Origin of the sequence: Pseudomonas sp. KB-10 (genome assembly GCF_018221585.1) — a bacterium.
GTDB lineage: Bacteria > Pseudomonadota > Gammaproteobacteria > Pseudomonadales > Pseudomonadaceae > Aquipseudomonas > Aquipseudomonas yangonensis.
In genome coordinates, this window is record NZ_QYYB01000007.1 from 303251 (window position 1) to 327132 (window position 23882).

At 64.5% G+C, this 23882-nt stretch carries 25 protein-coding genes and 1 riboswitch; of the genes, 9 read left to right on the forward strand and 16 right to left on the reverse strand.

The window, feature by feature from the left end:
• Positions 1-42: 42 nt before the first annotated feature.
• A riboswitch (FMN riboswitch) is annotated at positions 43-197 on the reverse strand.
• 66 nt (positions 198-263) lie between these two features.
• Positions 264-1379: a bifunctional diaminohydroxyphosphoribosylaminopyrimidine deaminase/5-amino-6-(5-phosphoribosylamino)uracil reductase RibD gene (gene ribD, locus DXK50_RS19750; RefSeq protein ID WP_212631503.1), complete on the reverse strand. Its 1116-nt coding sequence runs from the start codon at positions 1377-1379 to the stop codon at positions 264-266.
• Positions 1376-1843 carry a transcriptional regulator NrdR gene (gene nrdR / locus DXK50_RS19755; protein ID WP_003243991.1) on the reverse strand — a complete coding sequence of 156 codons (468 nt, stop codon included), beginning with the start codon at positions 1841-1843 and terminating at the stop codon, positions 1376-1378. The genes ribD and nrdR overlap by 4 nt, the downstream gene beginning before the upstream one ends.
• Before the next feature lie 112 nt (positions 1844-1955).
• On the opposite strand from nrdR, the gene DXK50_RS19760 reads away from it, so the two are divergent.
• From DXK50_RS19760 to trxA, 3 genes are read left to right on the forward strand one after another with little or no spacing between them, the layout of a single operon-like run.
• Entirely contained in the window at positions 1956-2396 is a 441-nt protein-coding gene (locus DXK50_RS19760) for a hypothetical protein (protein ID WP_212631504.1), read from the forward strand.
• On the forward strand, positions 2393-3052 hold the full coding sequence (locus DXK50_RS19765; RefSeq protein WP_212631505.1) for a class I SAM-dependent methyltransferase: 660 nt from the start codon (positions 2393-2395) through the stop codon (positions 3050-3052). The genes DXK50_RS19760 and DXK50_RS19765 overlap by 4 nt, the downstream gene beginning before the upstream one ends.
• 54 nt (positions 3053-3106) lie before the next feature.
• Positions 3107-3979, forward strand: coding sequence for a thioredoxin (trxA, locus tag DXK50_RS19770; RefSeq protein ID WP_212631506.1), 873 nt, complete (start codon positions 3107-3109; stop codon positions 3977-3979).
• Positions 3980-4051: 72 nt separating this feature from the next.
• Here the strand turns inward: trxA and DXK50_RS19775 are convergent, their stop codons facing one another.
• On the reverse strand, positions 4052-4402 hold the full coding sequence (locus DXK50_RS19775) for a hypothetical protein (protein WP_212631507.1): 351 nt from the start codon (positions 4400-4402) through the stop codon (positions 4052-4054).
• Between the two features lie 113 nt (positions 4403-4515).
• Between DXK50_RS19775 and DXK50_RS19780 the strand changes: the two genes are divergently transcribed.
• From DXK50_RS19780 to DXK50_RS19795, 4 genes are all read left to right on the forward strand, one after another.
• The gene (locus DXK50_RS19780; protein ID WP_212631508.1) at positions 4516-5088 is read left to right on the forward strand and encodes a DUF2796 domain-containing protein; all 573 of its coding nucleotides are present in this window, start codon (positions 4516-4518) and stop codon (positions 5086-5088) included.
• A gap of 74 nt (positions 5089-5162) precedes the next feature.
• On the forward strand, positions 5163-5870 hold the full coding sequence (locus DXK50_RS19785) for an ABC transporter ATP-binding protein (protein WP_197855584.1): 708 nt from the start codon (positions 5163-5165) through the stop codon (positions 5868-5870).
• A gap of 1 nt (position 5871) precedes the next feature.
• Positions 5872-7137 (forward strand): ABC transporter permease, encoded by a 1266-nt coding sequence (locus DXK50_RS19790; RefSeq protein ID WP_212631509.1) that lies wholly within the window; start codon positions 5872-5874, stop codon positions 7135-7137.
• Between the two features lie 52 nt (positions 7138-7189).
• Positions 7190-7711 (forward strand): DUF3299 domain-containing protein, encoded by a 522-nt coding sequence (locus DXK50_RS19795; RefSeq protein ID WP_212631510.1) that lies wholly within the window; start codon positions 7190-7192, stop codon positions 7709-7711.
• Positions 7712-7867: 156 nt separating this feature from the next.
• On the opposite strand, the gene DXK50_RS19800 is transcribed toward DXK50_RS19795, so the two are convergent.
• From DXK50_RS19800 to DXK50_RS19825, 6 genes are read right to left on the reverse strand one after another with little or no spacing between them, the layout of a single operon-like run.
• Entirely contained in the window at positions 7868-8965 is a 1098-nt protein-coding gene (locus tag DXK50_RS19800) for a tetratricopeptide repeat protein (protein ID WP_212631511.1), read from the reverse strand.
• A gap of 2 nt (positions 8966-8967) precedes the next feature.
• Positions 8968-9651, reverse strand: a complete 684-nt coding sequence (locus DXK50_RS19805; protein ID WP_161867399.1) for a TonB family protein — start codon at positions 9649-9651, stop codon at positions 8968-8970.
• Positions 9651-10061 (reverse strand): ExbD/TolR family protein, encoded by a 411-nt coding sequence (locus DXK50_RS19810; protein WP_161867398.1) that lies wholly within the window; start codon positions 10059-10061, stop codon positions 9651-9653. The genes DXK50_RS19805 and DXK50_RS19810 overlap by 1 nt, the downstream gene beginning before the upstream one ends.
• A gap of 11 nt (positions 10062-10072) precedes the next feature.
• Positions 10073-10621: a MotA/TolQ/ExbB proton channel family protein gene (locus DXK50_RS19815; protein WP_074682460.1), complete on the reverse strand. Its 549-nt coding sequence runs from the start codon at positions 10619-10621 to the stop codon at positions 10073-10075.
• Positions 10614-11963, reverse strand: a complete 1350-nt coding sequence (locus DXK50_RS19820; protein ID WP_024309643.1) for a MotA/TolQ/ExbB proton channel family protein — start codon at positions 11961-11963, stop codon at positions 10614-10616. The genes DXK50_RS19815 and DXK50_RS19820 overlap by 8 nt, the downstream gene beginning before the upstream one ends.
• Complete coding sequence (locus DXK50_RS19825) at positions 11960-12733, reverse strand: DUF3450 domain-containing protein (protein ID WP_161867396.1); 774 nt, start codon at positions 12731-12733, stop codon at positions 11960-11962. Before DXK50_RS19825 ends, DXK50_RS19820 begins: the two co-directional genes overlap by 4 nt.
• Before the next feature lie 192 nt (positions 12734-12925).
• Here DXK50_RS19825 and DXK50_RS19830 point away from each other — a divergent pair, with 192 nt between their 5' ends.
• A complete protein-coding gene (locus DXK50_RS19830; protein WP_161867395.1) occupies positions 12926-13609 on the forward strand; it encodes an OmpW/AlkL family protein in 684 nt (227 codons plus the stop codon).
• Between the two features lie 55 nt (positions 13610-13664).
• Here the strand turns inward: DXK50_RS19830 and DXK50_RS19835 are convergent, their stop codons facing one another.
• From DXK50_RS19835 to DXK50_RS19850, 4 genes are read right to left on the reverse strand one after another with little or no spacing between them, the layout of a single operon-like run.
• Positions 13665-14585: an NAD-dependent epimerase/dehydratase family protein gene (locus DXK50_RS19835; protein WP_212631512.1), complete on the reverse strand. Its 921-nt coding sequence runs from the start codon at positions 14583-14585 to the stop codon at positions 13665-13667.
• Positions 14578-15462, reverse strand: coding sequence for a sugar nucleotide-binding protein (locus DXK50_RS19840; RefSeq protein ID WP_161867840.1), 885 nt, complete (start codon positions 15460-15462; stop codon positions 14578-14580). Before DXK50_RS19840 ends, DXK50_RS19835 begins: the two co-directional genes overlap by 8 nt.
• 19 nt (positions 15463-15481) lie before the next feature.
• Positions 15482-15973: a single-stranded DNA-binding protein gene (locus DXK50_RS19845; protein WP_037055750.1), complete on the reverse strand. Its 492-nt coding sequence runs from the start codon at positions 15971-15973 to the stop codon at positions 15482-15484.
• Positions 15974-15991: 18 nt separating this feature from the next.
• The gene (locus tag DXK50_RS19850; protein ID WP_212631513.1) at positions 15992-17377 is read right to left on the reverse strand and encodes an MFS transporter; all 1386 of its coding nucleotides are present in this window, start codon (positions 17375-17377) and stop codon (positions 15992-15994) included.
• 191 nt (positions 17378-17568) lie between these two features.
• Here DXK50_RS19850 and uvrA point away from each other — a divergent pair, with 191 nt between their 5' ends.
• Positions 17569-20403 carry an excinuclease ABC subunit UvrA gene (gene uvrA / locus DXK50_RS19855; protein WP_212631514.1) on the forward strand — a complete coding sequence of 945 codons (2835 nt, stop codon included), beginning with the start codon at positions 17569-17571 and terminating at the stop codon, positions 20401-20403.
• A gap of 47 nt (positions 20404-20450) precedes the next feature.
• On the opposite strand, the gene bfr is transcribed toward uvrA, so the two are convergent.
• The 3 genes from bfr to rplQ all read right to left on the reverse strand — a co-directional run bounded on the left by bfr (position 20451) and on the right by rplQ (position 23838).
• Positions 20451-20915, reverse strand: coding sequence for a bacterioferritin (bfr, locus tag DXK50_RS19860; RefSeq protein WP_212631515.1), 465 nt, complete (start codon positions 20913-20915; stop codon positions 20451-20453).
• Between the two features lie 136 nt (positions 20916-21051).
• Positions 21052-23202 (reverse strand): catalase/peroxidase HPI, encoded by a 2151-nt coding sequence (gene katG / locus DXK50_RS19865; RefSeq protein ID WP_212631516.1) that lies wholly within the window; start codon positions 23200-23202, stop codon positions 21052-21054.
• Between the two features lie 249 nt (positions 23203-23451).
• Positions 23452-23838, reverse strand: coding sequence for a 50S ribosomal protein L17 (gene rplQ / locus DXK50_RS19870; RefSeq protein WP_003243945.1), 387 nt, complete (start codon positions 23836-23838; stop codon positions 23452-23454).
• Positions 23839-23882 lie beyond the last annotated feature (44 nt).

The following is a 23882-nucleotide window of genomic DNA, read 5'->3' on the forward strand; positions in this document are numbered from 1 at the left end:
ATAGGGATTTCGCGGACGCGCAAAAGGCGCCCGAGGTGGGAATCCCGCTCTCTCTTTATCCGGACTATACCGTCGGCCCCGGAATCGCACCGGGTCTGCTGGACCTCGCGCGGCAGAAGCCGTAGCGAGCGCTCGCGGGCTAGGTTCTGCGAACCATTACCGCCGGTGGGGAATCACACCCCGCCCTGAGAACGTTGCGGCCTCCTTATGCATGGCCGCATGGCGTTTTACCACATTTGTCGGCGCAACGCATGGTTCGGGTGCTAGCGCGACTTGGGCACCGCGGTGATCTGCCAGTCGTCGCCGACGGCACGAATATCGAGAATCTGTAACTCCGGCGCTTCGGCCATGCGGTTGAGCGGCAGCTCGAACAATGGCCGCGCATGGGAGCCCAGCAGCTTGGGCGCGACGAAGATGCGGTACTCGTCCACCAGCCCGGCACGGGCGAAGGCGCCAGCCAGGCGAGGCCCGGCCTCCACCAGCACCTCGTTGACGCCACGCCCGGCCAGCTCCTGCAGTAGCTTGCGCAGGTCGACATGACCATTGCTGCCCGGCACGGCGAGCAACTCGTGGCCATCGGCCAGATAGCGGTCACGAGCAGCGGCGGCCGCGCAGGTCGCCACCAAGGCCGGGCCGACCTGAAAGAACGTCTTGCTCAGCGGCACCCGCAGCCGACCGTCGACCAGCACGCGCAACGGCGGCCGCGACGCCGCCATGAAGGTGGCCTCGACGCCCAGCCCCAGCTCGTCGGGGCGTACCGTCAGCCGGGCGTCGTCGGCCAGCACGGTATCGGCTCCGCTGAGCACCACGCTGGACTGCGCGCGCAAACGCTGCACCTCGGCGCGCGCTGCCGGCCCGGTAATCCACTGACTTTCGCCGCTGGCCATGGCCGTGCGGCCATCCAGGCTCATTGCCGACTTGACCCGCACGAACGGCAGGCCAGTCTCCATGCGCTTGATGAAGCCGACGTTGAGCGCCCGCGCATCGGCCTCCAGCACGCCGGACAGCACCTCGATCCCGGCATTGGCCAGGCGCAGCAGGCCGCGCCCGGCGACCTGCGGGTTGGGATCCTGCATCGCCGCGACCACCCGGTCGACACCGGCGGCCACCAGCGCATCGGCGCAGGGCGGCGTACGCCCGTGGTGGCTGCAGGGTTCCAGGGTGACGTAAGCGGTGGCACCGCGCGCGCGCTCGCCGGCCTGGCGCAGGGCGTGCACCTCGGCGTGCGGCTCGCCGGCACGAGCATGCCAGCCCTCGCCGACGATTTCGCCATCGCGCACGATGACGCAGCCAACCCGGGGATTCGGATGGGTGGAATAAAGGCCCTTGCGCGCCAGCTTGAGGGCGCGCGCCATGAACAAGTGGTCGCGCTCGCTCATCGGCTTTTCGACGGCTCGCGGGCCAGACGCTCGATTTCTTCGCGGAATTCGTTGAGATCCTGGAAGCGGCGATACACCGAGGCGAAACGAATGTAGGCCACCTCATCAAGCTTGCTCAGTTCGGTCATCACCAGCTCGCCCAGCACCAGCGACTTCACCTCGCGCTCGCCAGTGGCACGCAATTGCTGCTTGATGCGGGCGATGGCCTCTTCCAGGCGTTCGACGCTCACCGGGCGCTTCTCCAGTGCGCGCTGCATGCCGGCGCGAAGCTTTTCTTCATCGAAGGGCTGGCGGCTGCCGTCCTGCTTGATCAGACGTGGCATCACCAGCTCCGCGGTTTCGAAGGTGGTGAAACGTTCACCACAGGCCACGCATTCGCGACGGCGGCGAACCTGATCGCCCTCGGCGACCAGACGGGAATCGATGACCTTGGTGTCGTTGGCGGCGCAGAAGGGACAATGCATGGCAGGCGCGGGCTGTTGGCGGCAAAGGCGTCATGGTAGCGCATAGAAGCGGCAAGACAAGCCGCATCCCGTTAGGCTATATGAACGCCCGCCAGAACAGCAGACCCTTGCCATGAACCGATACCGCCTCCTGCTTCCTCTTGCCGTCGCCGTACTGCTCAGCGCCTGCGCCAGCGAACCGACCACGCCTATGCCCGCTCCTCCGGCAACCACGACGCAGACCAACGCCGCATCCGAAGAGTCACCAGGCCCCGGCCTGCGCGGCGAGTTGATTGGCGTGGCCGCCGGTGCCGATGTCGACCTGGCGCTATTGGGCGTGGATATGCGCGGTCGGCCGCGTGCCCTGCTCGGCCAGGTGCACCTGCGGGGCAACGGCGAAGCGCTGCCGTTTCATCTGCCACTGAGCGACCGGCAGGCACCGCAGGATCTGCGCCTGGAACTGCGCGGCCGAGTCAGCCAGTCCGGCCGACTGGTGCAACGCCTGCCGGCACGCACCATTGCCGAACTCAAGGATCAGGACCTCGGTTCACTGCAACTGGTGCCGGCGCCATGAGGCCACCCGAGGCGCTGCAGCAGGCGCTGAGCGAACTGCTCGGCGATGCCCGCCTGGTAGCCGAAAACCTGCCAGGCACCGATATCGCCCTGTGGCTGATCGACGCCAGCAACATGGATCGCGCGTTCAACCCCGAGGAAACTCGGCGCATCCTCGAAGAACCGCCCTACTGGTGCTTCTGCTGGGCCAGCGGCCTGGTGCTGGCGCGCTGGCTGGCCGCACGTCCCGAGTGGGTGCGCGGCAAGCGCGTGCTGGACTTCGGCGCAGGCTCCGGCGTGGCGGCCATCGCCGCCGCCAAGGCCGGCGCCGCCGAAGTGGTGGCCTGCGATCTCGACCCGTTGGCGCTGGCCGCCTGCCGCGCCAATGCCGAGCTCAATGGCGTGACGCTGAGCTACTCGGACGATTTCTTCGCCGAAGCGGACCGCTACGACCTGATTCTGGTAGCCGACGTGCTCTACGACCGCGCCAATCTGCCGTTGCTGGATCACTTCCTCAGCCGCGGCCGTCAGGCGCTGGTGGCCGACTCGCGGGTCAAGGACTTCCAGCATCCACTCTATCAACGCCTGGCTCTGCTGGAGGGCTGCACCTGGCCGGATCTGGCCGAGCCTGCGGAATTTCGCGAGGTCAGCCTGTATCACGCGGCGCGCCCCTTGTAACCGCACGCCGCTGCCCGCATTAATAGAGCATTGCCCTGCTTTTCGAGACTGACCATGAGCGACTCCCCCTACATCTTCGATATCTCCGGCACCGCCAACTTCGAGCAACTGGTGATCGAGAACTCGTTCCACAAGCCGGTGCTGGTGGATTTCTGGGCCGAATGGTGCGCGCCTTGCAAGGCGCTGATGCCGATGCTGGCGAAGATCACCGAGGGCTATGCCGGTGAGTTGCTGCTGGCCAAGGTCAACTGCGACATCGAGCAGGACATCGTCATGCGCTTCGGCATTCGCAGCCTGCCCACCGTGGTGCTGTTCAAGGACGGCCAGCCGGTGGATGGCTTTGCCGGCGCCCAGCCGGAAGCGGCGATTCGCGAGATGCTCAAGCCCCACGTTGCCGAACCGGCTCCGGCCGCTGCCGATCCGCTGGAAAGTGCCCAGGCACTGTTCGCCGAAGGACGTTTTGCCGAAACCGAAGCGCTGCTCAAGCAGGTGCTGACCGAGGACAACGAAAACGGCGCGGCGCTGATTCTCTACGCGCGCTGCCTGGCCGAACGCGGGGAGCTGGGCGAGGCCGAAGTGGTACTCGACGCCGTGAAGGGCGACGAACACAAGCAGGCACTGGCTGGCGCCAAGGCACAGCTGACCTTCCTGCGCCAGGCCGCCGACCTGCCTGACGCGGCCACGCTGAAAAGCCGCCTGGCGCAAAACGCCGAGGATGACGAGGCGGTTTACCAGCTAGCGGTGCAACAGCTGGCGCGCCAGCAGTACGAAGCCGCGCTGGAGGGTCTACTCAAGCTGTTCGTGCGCAACCGCAGCTATGGCGACGGCCTGCCGCACAAGACCCTGCTGCAGGTGTTCGACCTGCTTGGCGGCGACCACCCGCTGGTCACCCGCTACCGGCGCAAGCTGTATCAGGCGATCTATTAAAAGCGGCGGCGGGCTCCAGGCGGCCGGCCACAGGTAAAAACATTAGCGGGACGCTCTTGGCCTGACTGCGGCCTATAGCCCTTCCTGCCAGTGATAGATCGGCGCATCCGCGCCGGTTTCCATGCGAATCTGCGCGCAGTGGCGCAGACGCACCAGCAGCCGCTTGCCTGCAGCCTCACCACCAGCCAGCGCCGCCAGTTGCGCCATCAGTCTCGGCCCTTCCACCTGCCCTGCATCGCGTACCAGCTGCAAGGCGGTCTGCCACAGGGCGTCGCCCGTATCGGCCGCGGGAGCAGCAACAGGCGCTGGCACGCTGGCCGGCGTAAGCGCCATATGCTGAGCCAGTTGCGCCCAGTCCTCGGCATCCAGTTCCAGTGTCAGGTCTACCGGCCAGTCGCCGATTCGCCCACGGATTCGCATCATGTTCAGCCTCCAGTCAGGAATTGCCATGCTCCCACGGCAGCAGCGGGCTGGCCAGTTCGCCATAAAAGTTGTTATAACGTAACAACTAAATCGCACCCTCGCTGGAGACAACCATGCGCCACCTGCTGCTCGCCCTGCCCTTTGCCCTGTTGCCTCTGGTCGCCGCCCAGGCGCATGAACATGGGCATGACCATGACCACCACCACGACAGCCTGGGCGCCCACGAGCACGGCGTCGCCAGCCTCAACGCGGCGCTGGACGGCAACCTGCTGGAGCTGCAGCTCGAGAGCCCGGCGATGAACCTGGTCGGCTTCGAACATGCGGCCAAGAGCGATGCCGACAAGGCCAAGGTCGCCGCGGCCAAGCGTGAACTGGAACAACCCATCACGCTGTTCGCGCTCGACAGTGGCGACTGCAAAGCCACCGAAGTGGAACTGCAAAGCCCACTGTTCGGCGACGCCGATCACGGCCACGACCACGACCATCATGCCCACGAAGGCGAACACAGTGACATCCACGCGCACTATCGCTTCGAGTGCACCAAGGCCAACGAATTGAAACAACTGGATCTCGCCGAACTGTTCAAACGCTTCCCCGCTACCGAGAAGATTCAGGTACAACTAATCGGCCCCAACGGCCAGCTGGGCGTGGAGTTGACGCCGGCGCAGCCACGTCTGAGCTTCTGACCTGCCACGCCCCATTGCCGGAGCGAGTGCACCTCGCTCCGGCATGAGCGCCTTCTCCCGACACGCAGTAGACAATGACCGAACCTCTGATCGAACTCGCCAATCTCGGCTTCGCCTGGCCTGGCCAGGCGCAGTTGCTGGATATTCCCACCTTCACCCTGGCGCGCGGTGAAACCCTGTTCCTCAAAGGCCCCAGCGGCAGCGGCAAGACCACCCTGCTTGGCCTGCTCGGCGGCGTACAACGTGCGCAAAGCGGCCATATCCGCCTGCTCGGCCAGGATCTGGGCCAACTCTCCGCCGGCGCCCGCGACCGCTTTCGCGTCGATCACACCGGCTACATTTTTCAGCAGTTCAACCTGCTGCCATTTCTTTCCGTACGCGAGAACGTCGAGCTGCCCTGCCGCTTCTCGCGTCTGCGTGCCGAGCGCGCACGCCAGCGCCATGGCAGCATCGATGCGGCCGCCGCGGCGCTGCTCGACCATCTCGGCCTGCGCGCCGATCTGCTCGGCCGCCGCGCCGATGAGCTGTCCATCGGCCAACAGCAACGCGTTGCCGCCGCCCGGGCGCTGATCGGACAGCCGGAACTGGTGATCGCCGACGAGCCAACCTCGGCACTGGACTTCGACGCCCGCGAGGCCTTCCTGCAATTGCTCTTCGCCGAGTGCCGCGCTGCCGGCGCCAGCCTGCTGTTCGTCAGCCACGACCAGAGCCTGGCTCAGCTGTTCGACCGTAATCTGTCACTGGCCGAACTCAACCGCGCCGCCAAGCCCGTCGAGGTCTGAGATGCATCTTCTACGTATAGCCCTGGCCAGCCTGGCCAACCGTCGTTTCACCGCGCTGCTCACCGTGTTCGCCATCGCCCTGTCGGTGTGTCTGCTGCTGGCCGTGGAGCGTGTGCGTACCGAGGCCCGCGCCAGCTTCGCCAACACCATCAGCGGCACCGACCTGATCGTCGGCGCGCGCTCGGGCAGCGTGAACCTGCTGCTTTACTCGGTGTTCCGCATCGGTAACGCCACCAACAACATCCGCTGGGACAGCTTCGAGCGCTTCGCCAATCACCGCCAGGTCAAATGGGCCATCCCCATTTCCTTGGGCGACTCGCACCGTGGCTATCGGGTGATGGGCACCAGCACTGCCTATTTCGAGCACTACCGCTATGCTCGCAGCCAGGCGCTGAAGCTGGCTCAAGGCCGCGAGTTTGCCGACGATCCCTTCGAAGTAGTGCTCGGTGCGGAGGTGGCGCAGGCACTGGGCTACGGTCTGGGCGAGGAGATCGTCCTGGCGCACGGGGTCGCCACCATCAGCCTGGTCAAGCACGACGACAAACCCTTCACAGTGGTCGGCATCCTCGAACGCACCGGCACGCCGGTCGACCGTACCCTGCATATCTCCCTGGCCGGCATGGAAGCACTGCACGTCGACTGGCAGAACGGCATGCCGGCCCGCGGGGATGCGCGGGTCAGCGCTGATCAGGCGCGCGCCATGGACCTGCAACCCAAGCAGATCACCGCCTTCATGCTTGGCCTCAACAGCAAGATCGCCACCTTCAGCCTGCAACGCGAGATCAACGAGTTTCGTGGTGAGCCGTTGCTGGCGATTCTCCCAGGGGTAGCGCTGCAGGAGCTGTGGAGCCTGATGGGCACCGCCGAGCAGGCGCTGTTCGTGGTCTCGCTGTTCGTCGTGCTGACCGGCCTGATCGGCATGCTCACGGCGATTCTCACCAGCCTCAACGAGCGGCGCCGGGAGATGGCCATTCTGCGCTCGGTGGGCGCACGTCCCTGGCATATCGCCAGCCTACTGGTGCTGGAGGCCTTTGCCCTGGCATTGGCCGGCGTGACCTTCGGGGTCGCGCTGCTGTACCTGGGCATCGCCGGCAGTCAGGGCTTCGTACAGGCAAATTACGGCCTGTACCTGGCACTCAATGCGCCGTCCGCTTACGAATGGAAACTGCTGGGCAGCATTCTCGCCGCTGCCGTGGCGATGGGCAGTGTGCCGGCCTGGCGGGCTTATCGGCAGTCGTTAGCCGATGGCCTGTCGATTCGCTTGTGAGGTACGATTCGCCTGTACACTGTGCAGGCGAATCATTCCACAGAGGTAGCCCATGCCCCGCCCCCTGCTCGCCACCCTGCTGCTAACCCTGGCACTGCCACTGGCTGCCGCGGATGTGCGCGAAATCACCTGGTCCGATCTGATCCCGCCGGATGCGCCGCCGCAGGTCGTCGACCCGACGCCTATTCATGACCTTTCGCAACTGGCCGATGCACTGTCCGAAGCCGGCCCGGCAGCCATGCAACAGTCCCCGGCTGCACCAGTGGTCAAGGAGCTAAACGGCCAGGACGTGAAACTGCCCGGCTACATCGTGCCGCTGGACGTCACGGACGAAGGCCGCGTGGTGGAATTCCTGCTGGTGCCCTACTTCGGCGCCTGCATTCACGTGCCGCCACCGCCCTCGAACCAGATCGTCCACGTCACCAGCGAGCTGGGCGTGCTGCTCGATGCGCTTTACCAGCCATTCTGGGTGGAAGGCCCGCTGAAGGTCGAACACGTCAGCAGCGAGCTGGCGGAAGTCGGCTACCAGATGGAAGCGGACAAGATCTACGCTTACGAACTGCCCGATAGCTGACCCCTGCCGGGGCATTCGTAGGTGTGGCTGTAGGAGCGGCTTCAGCCGCGAAAAGATTCGCGGATAAATCCGCTCCTACAGAGATACGCCACCAAGTAAAAAGCCAGACACTAGGTCTGGCTTTTTACTTGGTGCGTACGGCGCACCGAGAACGACTCAACTGCGACTGGCTACCCGATTTTCTCGTTCGAAGCGCAGCTCGCTTTCCGCCCACTGCCGCCACGAACGCACCTTGGCGCGCTCGGCACCGCCACGTTCGGCACGCGCCAGCGCATCCAGGCCGGCCTGCCAGCGCGACTGCTCCAGCTCCAGTTGCGCAACATAAAGCCAATGCTTGCCATTGCCGCTGCGCTCGGCCAGCGGGCGCAATACGCGCACCGCAGCAGCACGATCACGCGCCTGCCACCAGAACAGCCCCAGGCGCTCCTGACGGGCAGCGGTGTTGGCCAGTAGGCCGCTGTCGAGCATGCCGGCCAGCAGCTTGGCGCCCTGCCACGGCTGATCGGCGGCGCCAGCGAGCAGCACCAGGTTGTCCAGCTCCGACTCGCTGAAACGCAGGCCCTTGCTATGTGCAGCGCGCAGGGTCGCCAGTGCCTTGTCGTTACTGCCGGCCATCTGCTGCAGACCGGCCAGTTGGCGCCAGCCCTTGGCATCGTTCGGTTGGCGCGCCAGCAACTGACGCTGCCAGCGCTCGGCCTGGGCATAGCGCTTCAGATCGGCATTGGCGCCCACCAGAAACTGCAGCCAGATGTCCGCGGCTTTGGGGTTGGCCTGCACGTAACGCTCGGCCAGCGGCAACGCTTTGGCCGGCTGATTCATGCCCTGATAAGCCTGCACCAGCATCTGCAGCACTTCCTCGGAGGCTTTGCCCTGATCGGGCGCCAGCAACTCGACGACCTTGGCGTAACGGCGCTCGCCCAGGTTGAGCTTGGCCAGGTTGAGGCGCTCGCCAGCCAGCATTTCCGCGTCCAGCTTGCCGCTGCGTACGGCCTTGTCCAGCCAGTCGATGGCCTGAGCGTTGTTGCCGGCCGACCAGGCCACATAGGCCTTGCTGCGCCAGACCAGCGCCTCTTCGAGACTGCCGCTCTTGGCCTGAACCTCATCCAGCGCGCGCCGCGCAGCGCTGTAATCGCCCTTCTGCTGCGCAGTCTGCGCCGCGTTCAGGGCCTTGAACACGGCCGGGTCGACGGTCTGTTGGGCCATACCGGGCACGGCCGCGGTACCGAGCATCACGAGCAACAACCAACGGTACATGGTCAGCTCCTTTCCAGACGGAAGTAGAGGGTCTTCACCGCTTCGCGGTCCACCGCCAGGCCGCCTTCAGTACGTGGCGCGAAGCGCCAGCGTGCCGCGGCGCGGCGTGCTTCGCGCTCGAAGACGTTACGCGGGTTGGCTTCCAGCACGCGGATGTTCTCCACGTTGCCGGAGCGATTGATGGTGAAAGCCAGTTTGACGAAACCTTCGATGCCACGCTGCAGCGCGTAACGCGGGTACTCAGGGCGCACGTCGTTGAGCGGCATGACCTCGCTCTCCATACCACCCATCTGCCCGCCGGAGTCGGCGGCCTCGCTGGGCGGCGTCGGTGCGGGAGCGCCAGGGGCAAGACCGGACAGGCTCGGCGCCGGCGCGCTGTTGACGGCAATACCGCTGGCCAGGCTGGGCAACTGGATGTCCAGCGCCGGCAGGTTGGCATTCGGCGTGGCCGTCTGCGGCGTCGGCGGCGTGGGCGGCTGCGGTGTTTGCGGCTGCGGCGGCTGCGGTGCCTGCTGACGGGTACGGCTGGCGGTCTCGCTGGTATTGCCGTCCATGCGCACGAAGTTGGCCACGCTGACCGGGTCCTGGCTCACCTTGGCGCTCGGCGGCGCGACCATGTACAGCATCAGGGCGAACAAGCCCAAAGCCATCAGACAGGCGCCGAGAAAAGACAGCGGCAGGCGCATCAGTTGACTCCGCTACCGGCTGCCAGGGCGACATCCTGCACACCGGCCAGACGCGCCTGATCCATCACCTGGACCACCAGGCCGGTACGCGCATCCTTGTCGGCCTGTACCACCACGGCGCCTTCCGGCTGGTCGACACGCATACGCTCGACATGCGCACGCACGCTGCGGATATCCACTGCCTGCTTGTCCATCCATATCTGTCCGTCGGCGGTGACGGCGATGAGGATGTTGCCCTTGTCCTGCGGGTTGGCGGTTTCCGCCTGCGGGCGCTGCACCTCGACCCCGGACTCGCGGATAAAGGAGCTGGTGACGATGAAGAAGATCAGCATGATGAAGACCACGTCGAGCATCGGCGTAAGGTCGATGCCGGTGTCTTCGTCCTGCTGGTGGTGACGACGCATTCTCATGTTGGGCGATCTCAGTCGTGACGCAGCTGGTCGGCCAGCCGCTCGATGGCCTGGCTGGCTTCGCGCTCGAGGCGCGCCAGGCTGAACAATCCAGGAATGGCCAGGACCATGCCGGCCATGGTCGGCAGGGTCGCCTGCCACACGCCTGCGGCCATGCCGCGCGGGTTACCGGTACCGTTGAGGGCAAGTACGTCGAACACGGCGATCATGCCGAGCACGGTGCCGAGCAGGCCCAGCAGCGGATACAGCGCAACCAGGGTCTTGCCCAGGCGCAGCGGCGCCGCCAGCTGCTGACGCGCCTGCGCCAGCCAGGCCAGGCGCACCGCGCGCTGCCAGTTGCCGTTGTCATCGGCCAGCACCTGCTGCCAGGCCTCGCGGCGCTCCTGCACCCAGCGCGGGAAAATCCGGCGCATGTACCAGAAACGCTCGAACACCAGGGTCCAGAACACCACGCAGAGCACCGCCAGCGCCCACATCACCACGCCGCCGGCGCCCATGAAGTCGAGCAGTGCATAGGCACTGTCGACTGCACGCAGCCAGAAGGCGAACAGATCAGTCACGGCGCGGCGCTCCCGACAGGTGCAGGGCGATCAGGCCGGCGCTCTGCTGCTCCAGAATCTGGATCAGACCCTTGCTGCGGCTGGCCAGCAGGCTATGCAGGAACAGCAGCGGGATGGCTACCACCAGGCCGAGCACGGTGGTCACCAGCGCCTGGGAAATACCATCGGCCATCAGCCGCGAGTCGCCGCCACCGCTCTGGGTGATGGCCTGGAAGGTCACGATCATGCCGGTCACGGTACCCAGCAGGCCGAGCAGCGGTGCCACGGCGGCCAGCAGCTTGAGCAGGCCCTGGCCTTTTTCCAGCGGCGGCGTTTCCTGCAGGATCGCTTCGTCGAGCTTCAGCTCCAGGGTTTCCAGGTCTGCCAGTTGCGGCTTGGCGCCCAGCACACCGATCACGCGGCCCAGCGGGTTGTCATTGCGCGGCGCGCTGAGGTCATGCATCTGCGCCTTGACGCCGCTGCCGACGCGGCCCAGATAGACCATGCGCCACACCGCCAGAAGCAGGCCGAAAGCGCCCAGCACGACGATCACCCAACCGACCAGACCACCCTGCTGCAGACGATCCCACAGGGTCGGCTGCTGCTGCAGCTGAGCCAGCAGGCTGCCGCGGCTTGGATCGATGGGCAGCGTGGCGAGCGTGTCAGAGCTGCTCAGGTAGTCCTTGACCTGGCCCAGGCCGGACGGCTGACGCGGCGGCGCCACCAGTTGCCCGGCATCGGCGTCGTAGCGCAGGAAGGCATCTTCGCCATACACGGCGAAGGCGCCGACTCGCAGCACCTGCTGCTCCTGACGCGAACCATCGGCACTCACCACTGGCAGTTGCAGGCGCTCGATACGGCCGCTGGCGGCCAGGTCTTCGAGCAGCAGCATCCAGTAGCCGTCGAGATCCTCGGCGGACGGCAGCGAGCGGCTTTCAGCCAATGCCTTGAGGCGCTTGAGGCGCTCCGGGTACTGCGCGTTGAGCAGGCTGTCCTGCCATTGCCCGGCCACATCACCGGCGCTCTGACGGACCACACCGAACAGCTCACCGAGGTGCCCGACACGCTGCGCCAGCAGTTTTTCCTGCTCGGCCAGCTCGGCCTCCTGACGGTCGAACTCGGCCTTCAGACGCTCGCTTTCGGCCTTCTGGGTATTCAGCGCGGAACGCGCGGCCGCCAGCAACTGCGCCTGCTCGCTGCGCTTGGCGAGAAACGCCTGTTCGCGTTCCTGCATGGCGCTGACTTCGGCGGCGCGCTCGCTGCGGATGCGCTGCAACAGTTGATCGGGGTTGAGGGTTTCGGCCACGGCGGCCAGTGCCGGCAACAGGCTGAGCGCCAGTACGGCTACAACACGACGACTCATTGTGCGGCCTCCTCGGCCAGGGTCTTGATCGGCAGGGACAGCACGGCGGGCGCCTGTTGCTGACGGGCGATGGCGATGGCCTGGGTCAACGGACGACGTGCGCTGCCGTCGAGCACTTCCCATGCCTTGGTCTGCGGGTTCCACCAGCCGCTCTCGTGTGCATCGAGGGTCTGGTAATAAAGCATGCTGCGGCCCAGGCGCAGGAACTCGACGCTGCGCGAACCACCGTCAGCCTGATTCAGCTCGCCGCGCCAGGCTTCGAGCGTGCGGCCATAGTCGCTCTCGATCTGGTACGCCTCGAGGATGCGGCGGTATTTGTCGGCCAGGCTCACGTCGGCGCGCGGCAGCAGATCCTGCAGCTGGGCCAGACGGTCTTCACGCTCTTCGGGCAGGAACGGCAGGTCAGCGGCGATGAACTCACCCAGCACCTCGACCATTTTGACCATCTGCGGGCTCACCGCTTCCTGGGTACGTTCGATGCCATCGAGCTGCTTCTGATAACTGGCCAGCTCCTGACGCTGGGCTTCGACCAGGTCACGAAGTTGACTGTTATAACCTTTCAAAGCCTCGGCCTGCTGCAGAGCGTTACGGTACTCATTGAGCATCTCACGGCTGGCGTCATCCAGCTGCTCGACACGGCCCTGCGAGGCTTTCGCCTCGGCGGCCAGGCGCTGGCTTTCATCCAGCGCGGCATCCAGCGGCGCAGCAGCCAGCGAGCCGCTGGCCAACATCAGGGCCACGGCCAGGGAACGGAGGGGGAAGCGATTCATGCGCAGAGGGTCCTCAACAGACGGGCTTGCTTCAAAAAGAGAAACATTATCATCTAGAGACACATTTGAAGCAATGCCAAAAACATCGCATTAGAGCTCGTCGATCTATTGAGCCAGGTCAAAAAGTGGATTGTTGCTTGGCTTAGCATTGATTCCAGCCAAAGACACAACCGACTCGAACTGGAGCTCGCTATGTATAAGTCACTGTTCACTGCCTCCCTGCTGGCCCTGGCCATCGCCGCCCCTATCGCTCAAGCCCACCAGGCTGGCGACATCATCGTCCGCGCCGGTGCCATTACCGTCGATCCGCACGAGGACAGCGGCAACATCGATCACGCTGTACTGGGCAAAGTCGCTGGCAGCGGCGCAACCTTGAACAGCGATACCCAGCTGGGCCTGAACTTCGCTTACATGGTGACCGACAACTTCGGCATCGAGTTGCTGGCAGCTACTCCGTTCAGCCATGACGTTGGTGTAAAAGGCATGCCGGGCGCCTTCGCCGGCCTGAACGGCAAGCTGGGCAGCCTCAAGCACCTGCCGCCGACCATCAGCGCCGTCTACTACCCGCTGGACAAAGGCTCGGCCTTCCAACCCTATGTCGGTGTCGGTATCAACTACACCTGGTTCTTCGATACCGAATTGAGCAGCGAAGCCGAAGCCAAGGGCTTCCGTGGCCTGGACATGAAGGACTCCTGGGGCCTGGCCGGACAGATCGGCATGGACTACATGCTGACCGACAACCTGATGCTCAACGCCCAGGTGCGCTATATCGATATCGATACCACCGGCACCACCCACCTGGCAGGCGACAAGGTCAAGGTCGATGTGGACGTCGATCCCTTCGTCTACATGGTCGGCCTGGGCTACAAGTTCTGATAGCCCACGCAAAAACGAAAAAGCCGGCGAATGCCGGCTTTTTCGTGGGTTAGGCTCACAGCCCGAGCAGTTGACGCAGCCCGTCACGCAGCGGCGTCTGCTCTGGCAAGCGGTAATGAGCCTGCAACCGCGCATTGTCGGCCCGCGAGTGACGAATATCGCCTGCACGCGCCGGCAGGTGCGTCACCTGCGGCAGACCGCCGCAAAGCGCACCGATTTCCGCCAGCAACTGATTGAGACTGACCGCCTGGTTCCAGCCGACATTCACCGGCGGCTCGACGAACTCACCCAGCAATCCCTGCAGCAGCAGTTCGATCAGGTCTCTCACGTAGAAGAAATCGCGGGTTTGCTCACCATCGCCGAAGACGCTGATCGGCAGTCCCTGTTGCGCTCGCTGGGTGAAGATACTGATCACCCCCGAGTAGGGCGACGATGGATCCTGCCGCGGCCCGAAGACATTGAAGAAACGAAATACCGCCGGCTCCAGGCCATGCTGGCGGCGGTAGAAGTCCAGGTAGTGCTCGCCGGCGAGCTTGTCGGATGCATAGGGCGTCAAGGGTGCCTTGGCGGTGGCTTCATCGATTGCCACGCCTTCGCCATTGTTGCCATAGATAGCCGCGCTGGAGGCATAGACCACACGCCGAACGCCATGCCGACGCATGGCCTCGCAGACATTCAGGGTCCCGATGAAGTTGCTCTGGTGAGTGGCTACGGGATCATCCACCGAAGCCTGCACCGAGGCCACCGCGGCCAGGTGCGCCACGGCTGAACAGCCGGCGACGGCCTGAGCTACCACCTCCGCGTCGGCAACGTCACCCTCGATGAAGCGCAACCGCGAATTGTCCAGCGGCAGGTTGCCGCGCTTGCCCATGGACAAATTGTCCAGCACACGCACGCTGTGGCCAGCGGCCAGCAAGGCATCGACCAGGTGCGAGCCGATGAAGCCGGCGCCGCCGGTTACAAGAATTTCAGCCATGACGGTAATAACGATCCAGCAGGTTAGGCAGACCGGAACGCCAGGCTCGCGGTTTGATGCCGAAGGTGTGAAGAATTTTCTTGCAGGCCAGTACGGCGTGCTGTGGCTCATCGGCGGCATCAGGGCGCGCAGCGTGCGCCTGAGGCGAGACATCCTCAACCAGGTTGCTGCGGTAGTGACGCGCCTCGCTCAGTACTGCCTGCCCCAGGCTCAGCGACGTGCTGGCCTCGTGGCCGCCGTAATGATAGGTGCCCCACAGGGGCGACTCGCAGTCGAGCTGCTTGAGCACCGCCAGAAGCACACGCGCGGCATCGTCCACCGGGGTGGGGTTGCCGCGCCGATCATCGGCGAGATACAGCGCATCGTCGCGCTCGGCACGCAGCAGAAAGCGTCCCAGCAAACCTTCCCGGCTGTCATCGAGCAACCAGCCGAAGCGCAGCAACACATGACGCGGACAGATCGCCCGCACGCTCTGCTCCAGCCGCCACAGTGCCTGGCCACGCAGCCCCAGAGGTACCGGCTCTTCCTTTTCGCTATAGGCGGTGACGCGCGAACCGTCGAACACGCGATAGCTGGACGGCTGCAGCAGCACGATTGAATGGTGCTGACACAGCTCGGCCAGACGCTCCACCGCACGCTCCTGCGTCTGCAGGCGCGACTCGGCTACCGACTCGGCCTGGAACCAGTCGAAGTAGTAGGCCAGGTTGATCAGCGCGTCCGGGCGGGTGTCGTCGAGAAGCTCGGTCAGGCTGGCGGCATCCCAGCCCTCTTCCGGCGGACGCGGCGCGAGGAAGCTGATGTCTTCCTCGGCACCGAGACGGATCAGCGCTTGCCCCAGGGCACTACCGCCGCCCAGCAGCATTAGGCGCATTCGCATAGGCTAGAGCCCGCTCGGTTCAGAACGGGATGTCGTCATCGAAACTGTCGTAGTCAGGTGCAGGCTGGGCTTGCTGCGGCGCCGGACGCTCCTGACGCGGAGCTTGTTGCGGCTCGCGCTGCGGGGCCGGACGCGACTGGCGTGGCGCGCCACTGTCGTCACCGCTCGGACGACCGCCAAGCAACTGCATGGTGCCCTGCATGTCGACGATGATCTCGGTGGTGTAGCGCTTGATGCCGTCCTTTTCCCACTCGCGGGTCTGCAGCTTGCCTTCGATATACACCTGCGAGCCCTTGCGCAGGTACTCGCCGGCGATTTCGGCAACCTTGCCGAACAGCGCGACACGGTGCCATTCGGTCTTCTCGACCTTCTGCCCGGTCTGCTTGTCGGTCCACTGCTCGCTGGTGGCCAGGCTCAGGTTGGTTACCGCGTTGCCGCTGGGCAAATAGCGTGTTTCCGGGTCCTGGCCGCAGGTACCGACCAGAATGACTTTGTTAACCCCACGGGCCATAACGTTCTCCTAGGCTACTCACGCCGCGGGCGCCGATGCGATCAGGCGCTTCACTGACGTGCGATCCACTTGTTGGGTATCGACTTTGATATAGATGGCCGCTTCGTCGACCACCACCACGGCGTCTGCCACTCCCGGCGTCGCCTTCAGGCGTTCGACCAGTCCGACATCGGCCAGTGCCGCGGCATCGAGCGGCAGGCGCAAACTGGTCACGTACGGCGGTTCGCGCATAGTAACAGCAATGGCCAGCCAAATTGCACAGAGCACGGCGCAGCCGATGAAGACACCAGCAAGGCCTACATGCTGGTATAGCCAACCACCGAGGATGCCACCCAGGGCGGCACCGAGGAACTGGCTGGTGGAATAGACGCCCATCGCCGTGCCCTTGCCACCGGCCGGCGCCACCTTGCTGACCAGCGAGGGCAGCGAGGCCTCGAGCAGGTTGAAGGCGGTGAAAAACACCACGATGCCCAGCACCAGTGCTCGCAAGTCGCTGCCGAAAAGGGCGAAGTACAGCTCGCAGAGCAGCAACACCGTCACCGCCCCCAGCAGAACGCGTTTCATCTGGCGTTTCTTCTCGCCATAGATGATGAACGGCACCATGCCGAAGAAACCGACCAATAGCGCAGTAAGGTAGACCCACCAGTGTTCTTCCTTGACCAGTCCACCCTGCTCCACCAGCGCCAACGGCAAGGCCACGAAACTGGCCATCAGCACCGCGTGCAGGGCCAGGATGGCGAAATCCAGGCGCAGCAGGTCGCCATGCTTGAGGGTCGGCCACAACGCCTGAGCCGCCACGCCGGACTCGCGGTGCTGCAGCGGCCCGGCATCCTTCGGCACGATACCGGCGACGATCAGGATGCCGAGCAGGGCCATCGCCCCGGTGGCCCAGAACAGGCCGGACAGGCCGAAGGCACGGGTCAGCAGCGGGCCGACCACCATGGCCACGGCGAACGACAGGCCAATGCTCATGCCGATCATCGCCATGGCCTTGGTCCGATGCTGTTCGCGGGTCAGGTCCGAAAGCAACGCCATCACCGCCGCGGAAATCGCCCCGGCGCCCTGCAGCACGCGCCCGGCGATCACGCCCCAGATCGAGTCGGCATTGGCCGCCAGCACGCTGCCGGCAGCGAAGATCAGCAGGCCGACATAGATCACCGGACGTCGGCCGATGCGATCGCTGATGATGCCGAAGGGAATTTGCAGCACAGCCTGAGTCAAACCATAGGCACCGATAGCCAGACCGATCAGCGCCGGCGTACTGCCGTTCAGGTCCATGCCGTAGGTGGCCAACACCGGCAGCACCATGAACATACCCAGCATACGGAACGCGAACACCATGGCCAGGCCGCCGGCCGCGCGGGTCTCGCTACTACTCATGCGCTCGCTGTGCGGATCGTGCATCGGATAAGCCCTGAGGAAATCAGCCGGCGATTCTAGCAGCCGGCGCCGTTTCGGCACAGGCGCACACTTTGCCGCAGGGTAGCAGCAAGCCCTATACTCGACCGTTTTCCGCCCGCCCAGCGAGGCCCGTTGCAAGCTGCCAGCGTTTGACGCGGCAGTGGCAATGCAGACAGCTTTCAGAGGTTCCCTAAGTGGACAAAATCCTGATTCGTGGGGCACGCACCCACAACCTCAAGAACATCGACCTGACCCTGCCACGCGACAAGCTGATCGTGATCACCGGACTGTCCGGCTCCGGCAAGTCCTCGCTGGCGTTCGACACCCTGTACGCCGAGGGCCAGCGCCGCTACGTCGAGTCGCTGTCGGCCTATGCCCGGCAATTCCTGTCGATGATGGAAAAGCCCGACGTCGACACCATCGAAGGCCTCTCTCCGGCCATTTCCATCGAGCAGAAGTCCACTTCGCACAACCCACGCTCGACTGTCGGCACCATCACCGAGATCTACGACTATCTGCGCCTGCTCTATGCCCGCGTCGGTACGCCGCGCTGCCCGGACCACGACGTGCCGCTGGAGGCGCAGACCGTCAGCCAGATGGTTGACCAGGTGCTGGCCCTGCCGGAGGGGCGCAAGCTGATGCTATTGGCCCCCGTGGTGCGCGAGCGCAAGGGCGAGCATCTGTCGGTATTCGAGGAGCTGCGCGCGCAGGGTTTCGTCCGCGCCCGGGTCAACGGCAAGCTGCATGAACTGGACGAACTGCCCAAGCTGGACAAGCAGAAGAAGCACAGCATCGACGTGGTGGTGGACCGCTTCAAGGTGCGCGAGGACCTGCAGCAGCGTCTGGCCGAATCCTTCGAGACCGCCCTCGGCCTGGCCGACGGCATTGCCCTGATCGCGCCGATGGACGATGAAGAAGGCGAAGAAATCATCTTCTCCGCGCGCTTCGCCTGCCCGCACTGCGGCCACTCGATCAGCGAGCTGGAACCCAAGCTGTTTTCCTTCAACAACCCGGCCGGCGCCTGCCCGACCTGCGACGGCCTGGGCGTGAAGCAGTTCTTCGACGCCAAGCGCCTGGTCAACGGCGAGCTGACCCTGGCCGAAGGCGCCATCCGCGGCTGGGACCGACGCAACGTCTACTACTTCCAGATGCTCGGCTCACTGTCCAACCACTATGGCTTCAGCCTGGAGGAGCCCTTCGACGAGCTGGCCGCCGAGCACCAGAAGGTGATCCTGTTCGGCAGCGGTACGCAAAGCGTCGACTTCAAGTACCTCAACGACCGTGGCGATATCGTCAAACGCTCGCACCCCTTCGAGGGCATCATCCCCAACCTTGAGCGTCGCTATCGCGAGACCGAGTCGAACAGCGTGCGCGAGGAACTGGCCAAGTTCCTCAGCACCCAGCCCTGCCCCGATTGCCGCGGCACGCGCCTGCGTCGCGAGGCGCGGCACGTCTGGGTCGGCGAGAAGACCCTGCCGGCGGTCACCGGCCTGCCGGTGGGCGATGCCTGCGATTACTTCGGTGATCTGCACCTGACCGGCCGCCGCGGCGAGATCGCCGAGAAGATCCTCAAGGAAATCCGCGAGCGCCTGCAGTTCCTGGTCAATGTCGGTCTGGATTACCTGACCCTCGACCGCAGCGCCGATACCCTGTCCGGCGGCGAAGCGCAGCGCATCCGCCTGGCCAGCCAGATCGGTGCCGGCCTGGTGGGCGTCATGTACATCCTCGACGAGCCGTCCATCGGCCTGCACCAGCGCGACAACGAGCGCCTGCTGGCCACCCTCACCCACCTGCGCAACCTGGGCAACACGGTGATCGTGGTCGAGCACGACGAGGACGCCATTCGCCTGGCCGACTACGTGGTGGATATCGGCCCCGGCGCCGGCGTGCACGGCGGGCGGATCGTCTCGCAAGGCACCCCCGACCAGGTGATGGCCGACCCCGAGTCGCTAACCGGTAGCTACCTGTCCGGACGCAAGAAGATCCAGTACCCGGCCACGCGCACTCCGCGCGACAAGAAGAAGTCGCTCAAGCTCAAGGGCGCGCGCGGCAACAACCTGCGCAAGGTCGATCTGGAGATTCCGGTCGGTTTGCTCACCTGCGTCACCGGCGTGTCCGGCTCGGGCAAGTCGACGCTGATCAACAATACCCTGTTCCCCATCACCGCCACCGCGCTCAACGGCGCCACCAGCCTGGAAGCGGCGCCGCACGACTCGTTCGACGGCCTGCAGCACCTGGACAAGGTGGTGGATATCGACCAGAGCCCGATCGGCCGCACGCCGCGCTCCAACCCGGCCACCTACACCGGTCTGTTCACGCCGATCCGCGAGCTGTTCGCCGGCGTGCCGGAGTCGCGCTCGCGCGGTTACGGCCCGGGCCGCTTCAGCTTCAACGTCAAGGGCGGGCGCTGCGAGGCCTGCCAGGGCGACGGTGTGATCAAGGTGGAGATGCACTTCTTGCCGGACATCTATGTGCCGTGCGACGTGTGCAAGGGCAAGCGCTACAACCGCGAAACCCTGGAAGTGAAGTACAAGGGCAAGAGCATCACCGAGGTGCTGGACATGACCATCGAGGATGCCCGCGCCTTCTTCGATGCCGTGCCGGCCATCGCCCGCAAGCTGCAGACACTGATGGACGTGGGCCTGTCCTACATCAAGCTGGGGCAGAGCGCGACCACCCTGTCCGGTGGCGAGGCGCAGCGGGTCAAGCTGAGCCGCGAACTGTCCAAGCGCGACACCGGCAAGACCCTGTACATCCTCGACGAGCCGACCACCGGCCTGCACTTTGCCGATATCCAGCAACTGCTCGACGTGCTGCATCGCCTGCGCGACCACGGCAACACCGTGGTGGTGATCGAGCACAACCTGGACGTGATCAAGACCGCCGACTGGATCGTCGACCTCGGCCCGGAGGGTGGCTCCAAGGGCGGCATGATCATCGCCACCGGCACCCCGGAAGAAGTGGCGGCCAACCCGGCTTCGCATACCGGGCACTTCCTCAAGCCGCTACTGGAACGCGACCGCGCCTGAAACGAAAGAGCCCCGCACATGCGGGGCTCTTACTTTGGCAAGTCAGCTTACATCTGGCTTTGCAGGTACTTTTCCAACCCCAGCTTGTCGATCAGCTGCAGCTGAATTTCCAGCCAATAGGCGTGGTCTTCCTCGGTGTCCTTGAGCTGAGCCAGGAGGATGTCGCGGGTCTGATAATCCTGGTGTTGCTCGCACAGTTCGATACCCTTGCTCAGGGCCGCGCGCACTTCGTACTCCAGGGCCAGATCCAGCTTCAGCGCATCAGGTACGGTCTGCCCAAATGTAAAGGCATTGGGCACCATGTCCGGCACCCCCTCGAGGAAGATGATGCGTTTGAGCAGCGCATCGGCGTGCTGGGTTTCCTCTTCCATTTCGTGGTTGATGCGCTCGTAGAGCTTGCTGAAGCCCCAGTCCTCATACAGCCGCGAATGGATGAAATACTGGTCACGAGCGGCCAGCTCGCCTTTGAGCAGATGCTTGAGATAGTCGACGACTTCGGTATGGCCTTTCATGCCGGGCATTCCTTGTTGCATTCATGAACAGATGGCAATGCTCCGCTTGACGCAGGGTTCGGTCAAGCAAAAGCACAACGCCTCCACGAGGGAGGCGTTGCGGTTTACTGACGCACCAGCGATACGCCCGTCAGGCTCAGGCCAGATCGAAACGATCCAGGTTCATCACGCGGGTCCAGGCCGCGACGAAGTCCTTGACCAGCTTCTCCTTGCCGTCGGAGCTGGCATAGACCTCGGCGTAAGCACGCAGGATGGAGTTCGAGCCGAACACCAGATCGTTGCGGGTGGCGGTGTACTTCACCTGACCATCCTTGCGTGTGCGCCCTTCGAAGACTTCATTGCTGTCATCGGTGGCCTTCCATACGGTACCCATGTCCAGCAGATTGACGAAGAAGTCGTTGGTCAGCACACCCACCTTGTCGGTGAACACACCGTGCTGGCTGCCATCGTGGTTGGCCCCCAGAACCCGCAGTCCGCCGACCAGTGCGGTCAGCTCCGGCGCGGTCAGGGTGAGCATCTGCGCCTTGTCCACCAGCATCGTCTCGGTAGGGACACCCAGGTTGCCCTTGCTGTAGTTGCGGAAACCATCGGCAGCCGGCTCCAGCACATCGAAGGACTCGACGTCGGTCTGATCCTGACGTGCATCGACCCGACCGGGTGCGAAAGGTACGTCGACCGCCACACCAGCCGCCTTGGCCGCCTGCTCGACACCGACATTGCCGGCCAGCACGATCACATCGGCCAGCGACGCCTTGCCCGAAGCCTGCTGGATCTCCACCAGCTTCGGCAGCACCGCCATCGCCCGCTGGTTGACCGCCCAATCCTTCTGCGGAGCCAGGGCCAGACGCGCGCCGTTGGCGCCGCCGCGCTTGTCACCACCGCGGAAGGTGGAGGCCGAGGCCCAGGCCACGGACACCAGATCACCCACCGACAGACCGGACGCCGCAATCTTTGCCTTCAGGTCAGCGATGTCGGCGACGGTCGGATTGTGCGTGGCAGCCGGCAGCGGGTCTTGCCAGATCAGGTCCTCTTTCGGCACTTCCGGGCCGAGGTAACGGGCTTTCGGCCCCATGTCACGGTGAGTCAGCTTGTACCAGGCACGCGCGAACGCATCGGCGAAGGCCTGCGGATCTTCGTAGAAGCGCTTGGAGATCTTGCCGAACTCGGGGTCGAAGCGAAGAGTCAGGTCGGTGGTGAGCATGGTCGGCTTATGGAACTTGCCCGGCACATGGGCGTCCGGGATGATCTCCGGCGCGTCCTTGGCCACCCACTGCTTGGCACCGGCAGGCGACTTGGTCAGCTCCCACTCGAACTTGAACAGGTTCTCGAAGAAGTTGTTGCTCCACAGCGCCGGCGTCTTCGTCCAGGTGACTTCCAGGCCGCTGGAAACGGTGTCCTTGCCGAAACCGCTGCCGAAGTTGCTGGCCCAGCCCAGGCCCTGAGCTTCGATCGGCGCCGCTTCCGGCTCTGGCCCCTTGTGCGATTCGGGCGCAGCACCGTGGGTCTTGCCAAAGGTATGCCCACCGGCAATCAGCGCGACAATTTCCTCGTCGTTCATCGCCATGCGGTAGAAGGTCGCGCGGATATCCTTGGCTGCAGCGAGGTAGTCGCCACTGGCGTTCGGGCCTTCCGGGTTCACGTAGATCAGGCCCATATGCGTGGCGCCGAAGGGTGCGGTCAGCTCCCGCTCGTCGTTCACACGCTTGGGATCGACGCCCAGCCAGGCAACTTCGGCGCCCCAGTTGACGTCCTGATCCGGTTCCCAGACGTCCTCACGTCCACCCGCGAAACCGAAGGTACGAAAACCCATGGACTCCAGCGCAACGTTGCCGGCGAGGATGTAGAGGTCAGCCCAGGAGATGGACTGGCCATACTTCTGCTTGATCGGCCACAGCAGGCGACGCGACTTGTCGATGTTGACGTTGTCCGGCCAGGAGTTCAGCGGGGCGAAGCGCTGCTGGCCACGACCGCCACCACCACGACCATCGGTGGTGCGGTAGGTCCCGGCAGAGTGCCAGGCCATGCGGATGAACTGCGGGCCATAGTGGCCGAAGTCGGCGGGCCACCAGTCCTGGCTATCGGTCATAAGCCGAACCAGGTCGGCCTTCAGGGCTTTGTAGTCGAGCTTCTTGAAGGCCTCGGCGTAGTTGAACTTCTCACCCAGGGGGTTGGATCGGTCGGAATGCTGATTCAGCAGGTCTACACGCAACTGGTTCGGCCACCAATCTTTGTTGGTCGTACCGCCACCGGCAACGTGGTTGAACGGACATTTACCTTGGTTCGACATGCTTCTCTCCTTCTCCTCATCGGGTCGGTCACAGCGTCTGCGACCAACGATGGGACAAGCCTAGACCCGCTTCGCTAGGCGAACCAATTCATCAAGCGTAACGGCTCGATAGCTAATTTCTTTCAGGCATCCAGCCCCTCAGCCATCGCCGGGCTCTGCTTGCGCCCGCTCCAGTGGTCACATTCGAAACCGTAAATCGAGGCAACAAAAAACCGGGCACTAGGCCCGGTTTCTTGTACAACCAGCAACTTACTCGGCAGCTTCTACCGAACCGCCGACCGGACGGTCGACCAGTTCAACGTAAGCCATCGGAGCGTTGTCGCCAGCGCGGAAACCGCACTTGAGGATGCGCAGGTAGCCGCCGTTACGGGTGGCGTAGCGCTTGCCCAGATCGTTGAACAGCTTGCCGACGATGGCTTTCGAACGGGTACGGTCGAAGGCCAGACGACGGTTGGCAACGCTGTCTTCCTTGGCCAGGGTGATCAGCGGCTCGGCAACGCGACGCAGTTCCTTGGCTTTCGGCAGGGTAGTTTTGATCAGCTCGTGCTCGAACAGCGAGACCGCCATGTTCTGGAACATGGCCTTGCGGTGAGCGCTGGTGCGGCTGAGGTGACGGCCACTTTTACGATGACGCATGGTTCAATTCCTTACCAAACTTGTTCGTTCGGTGATGATGACGA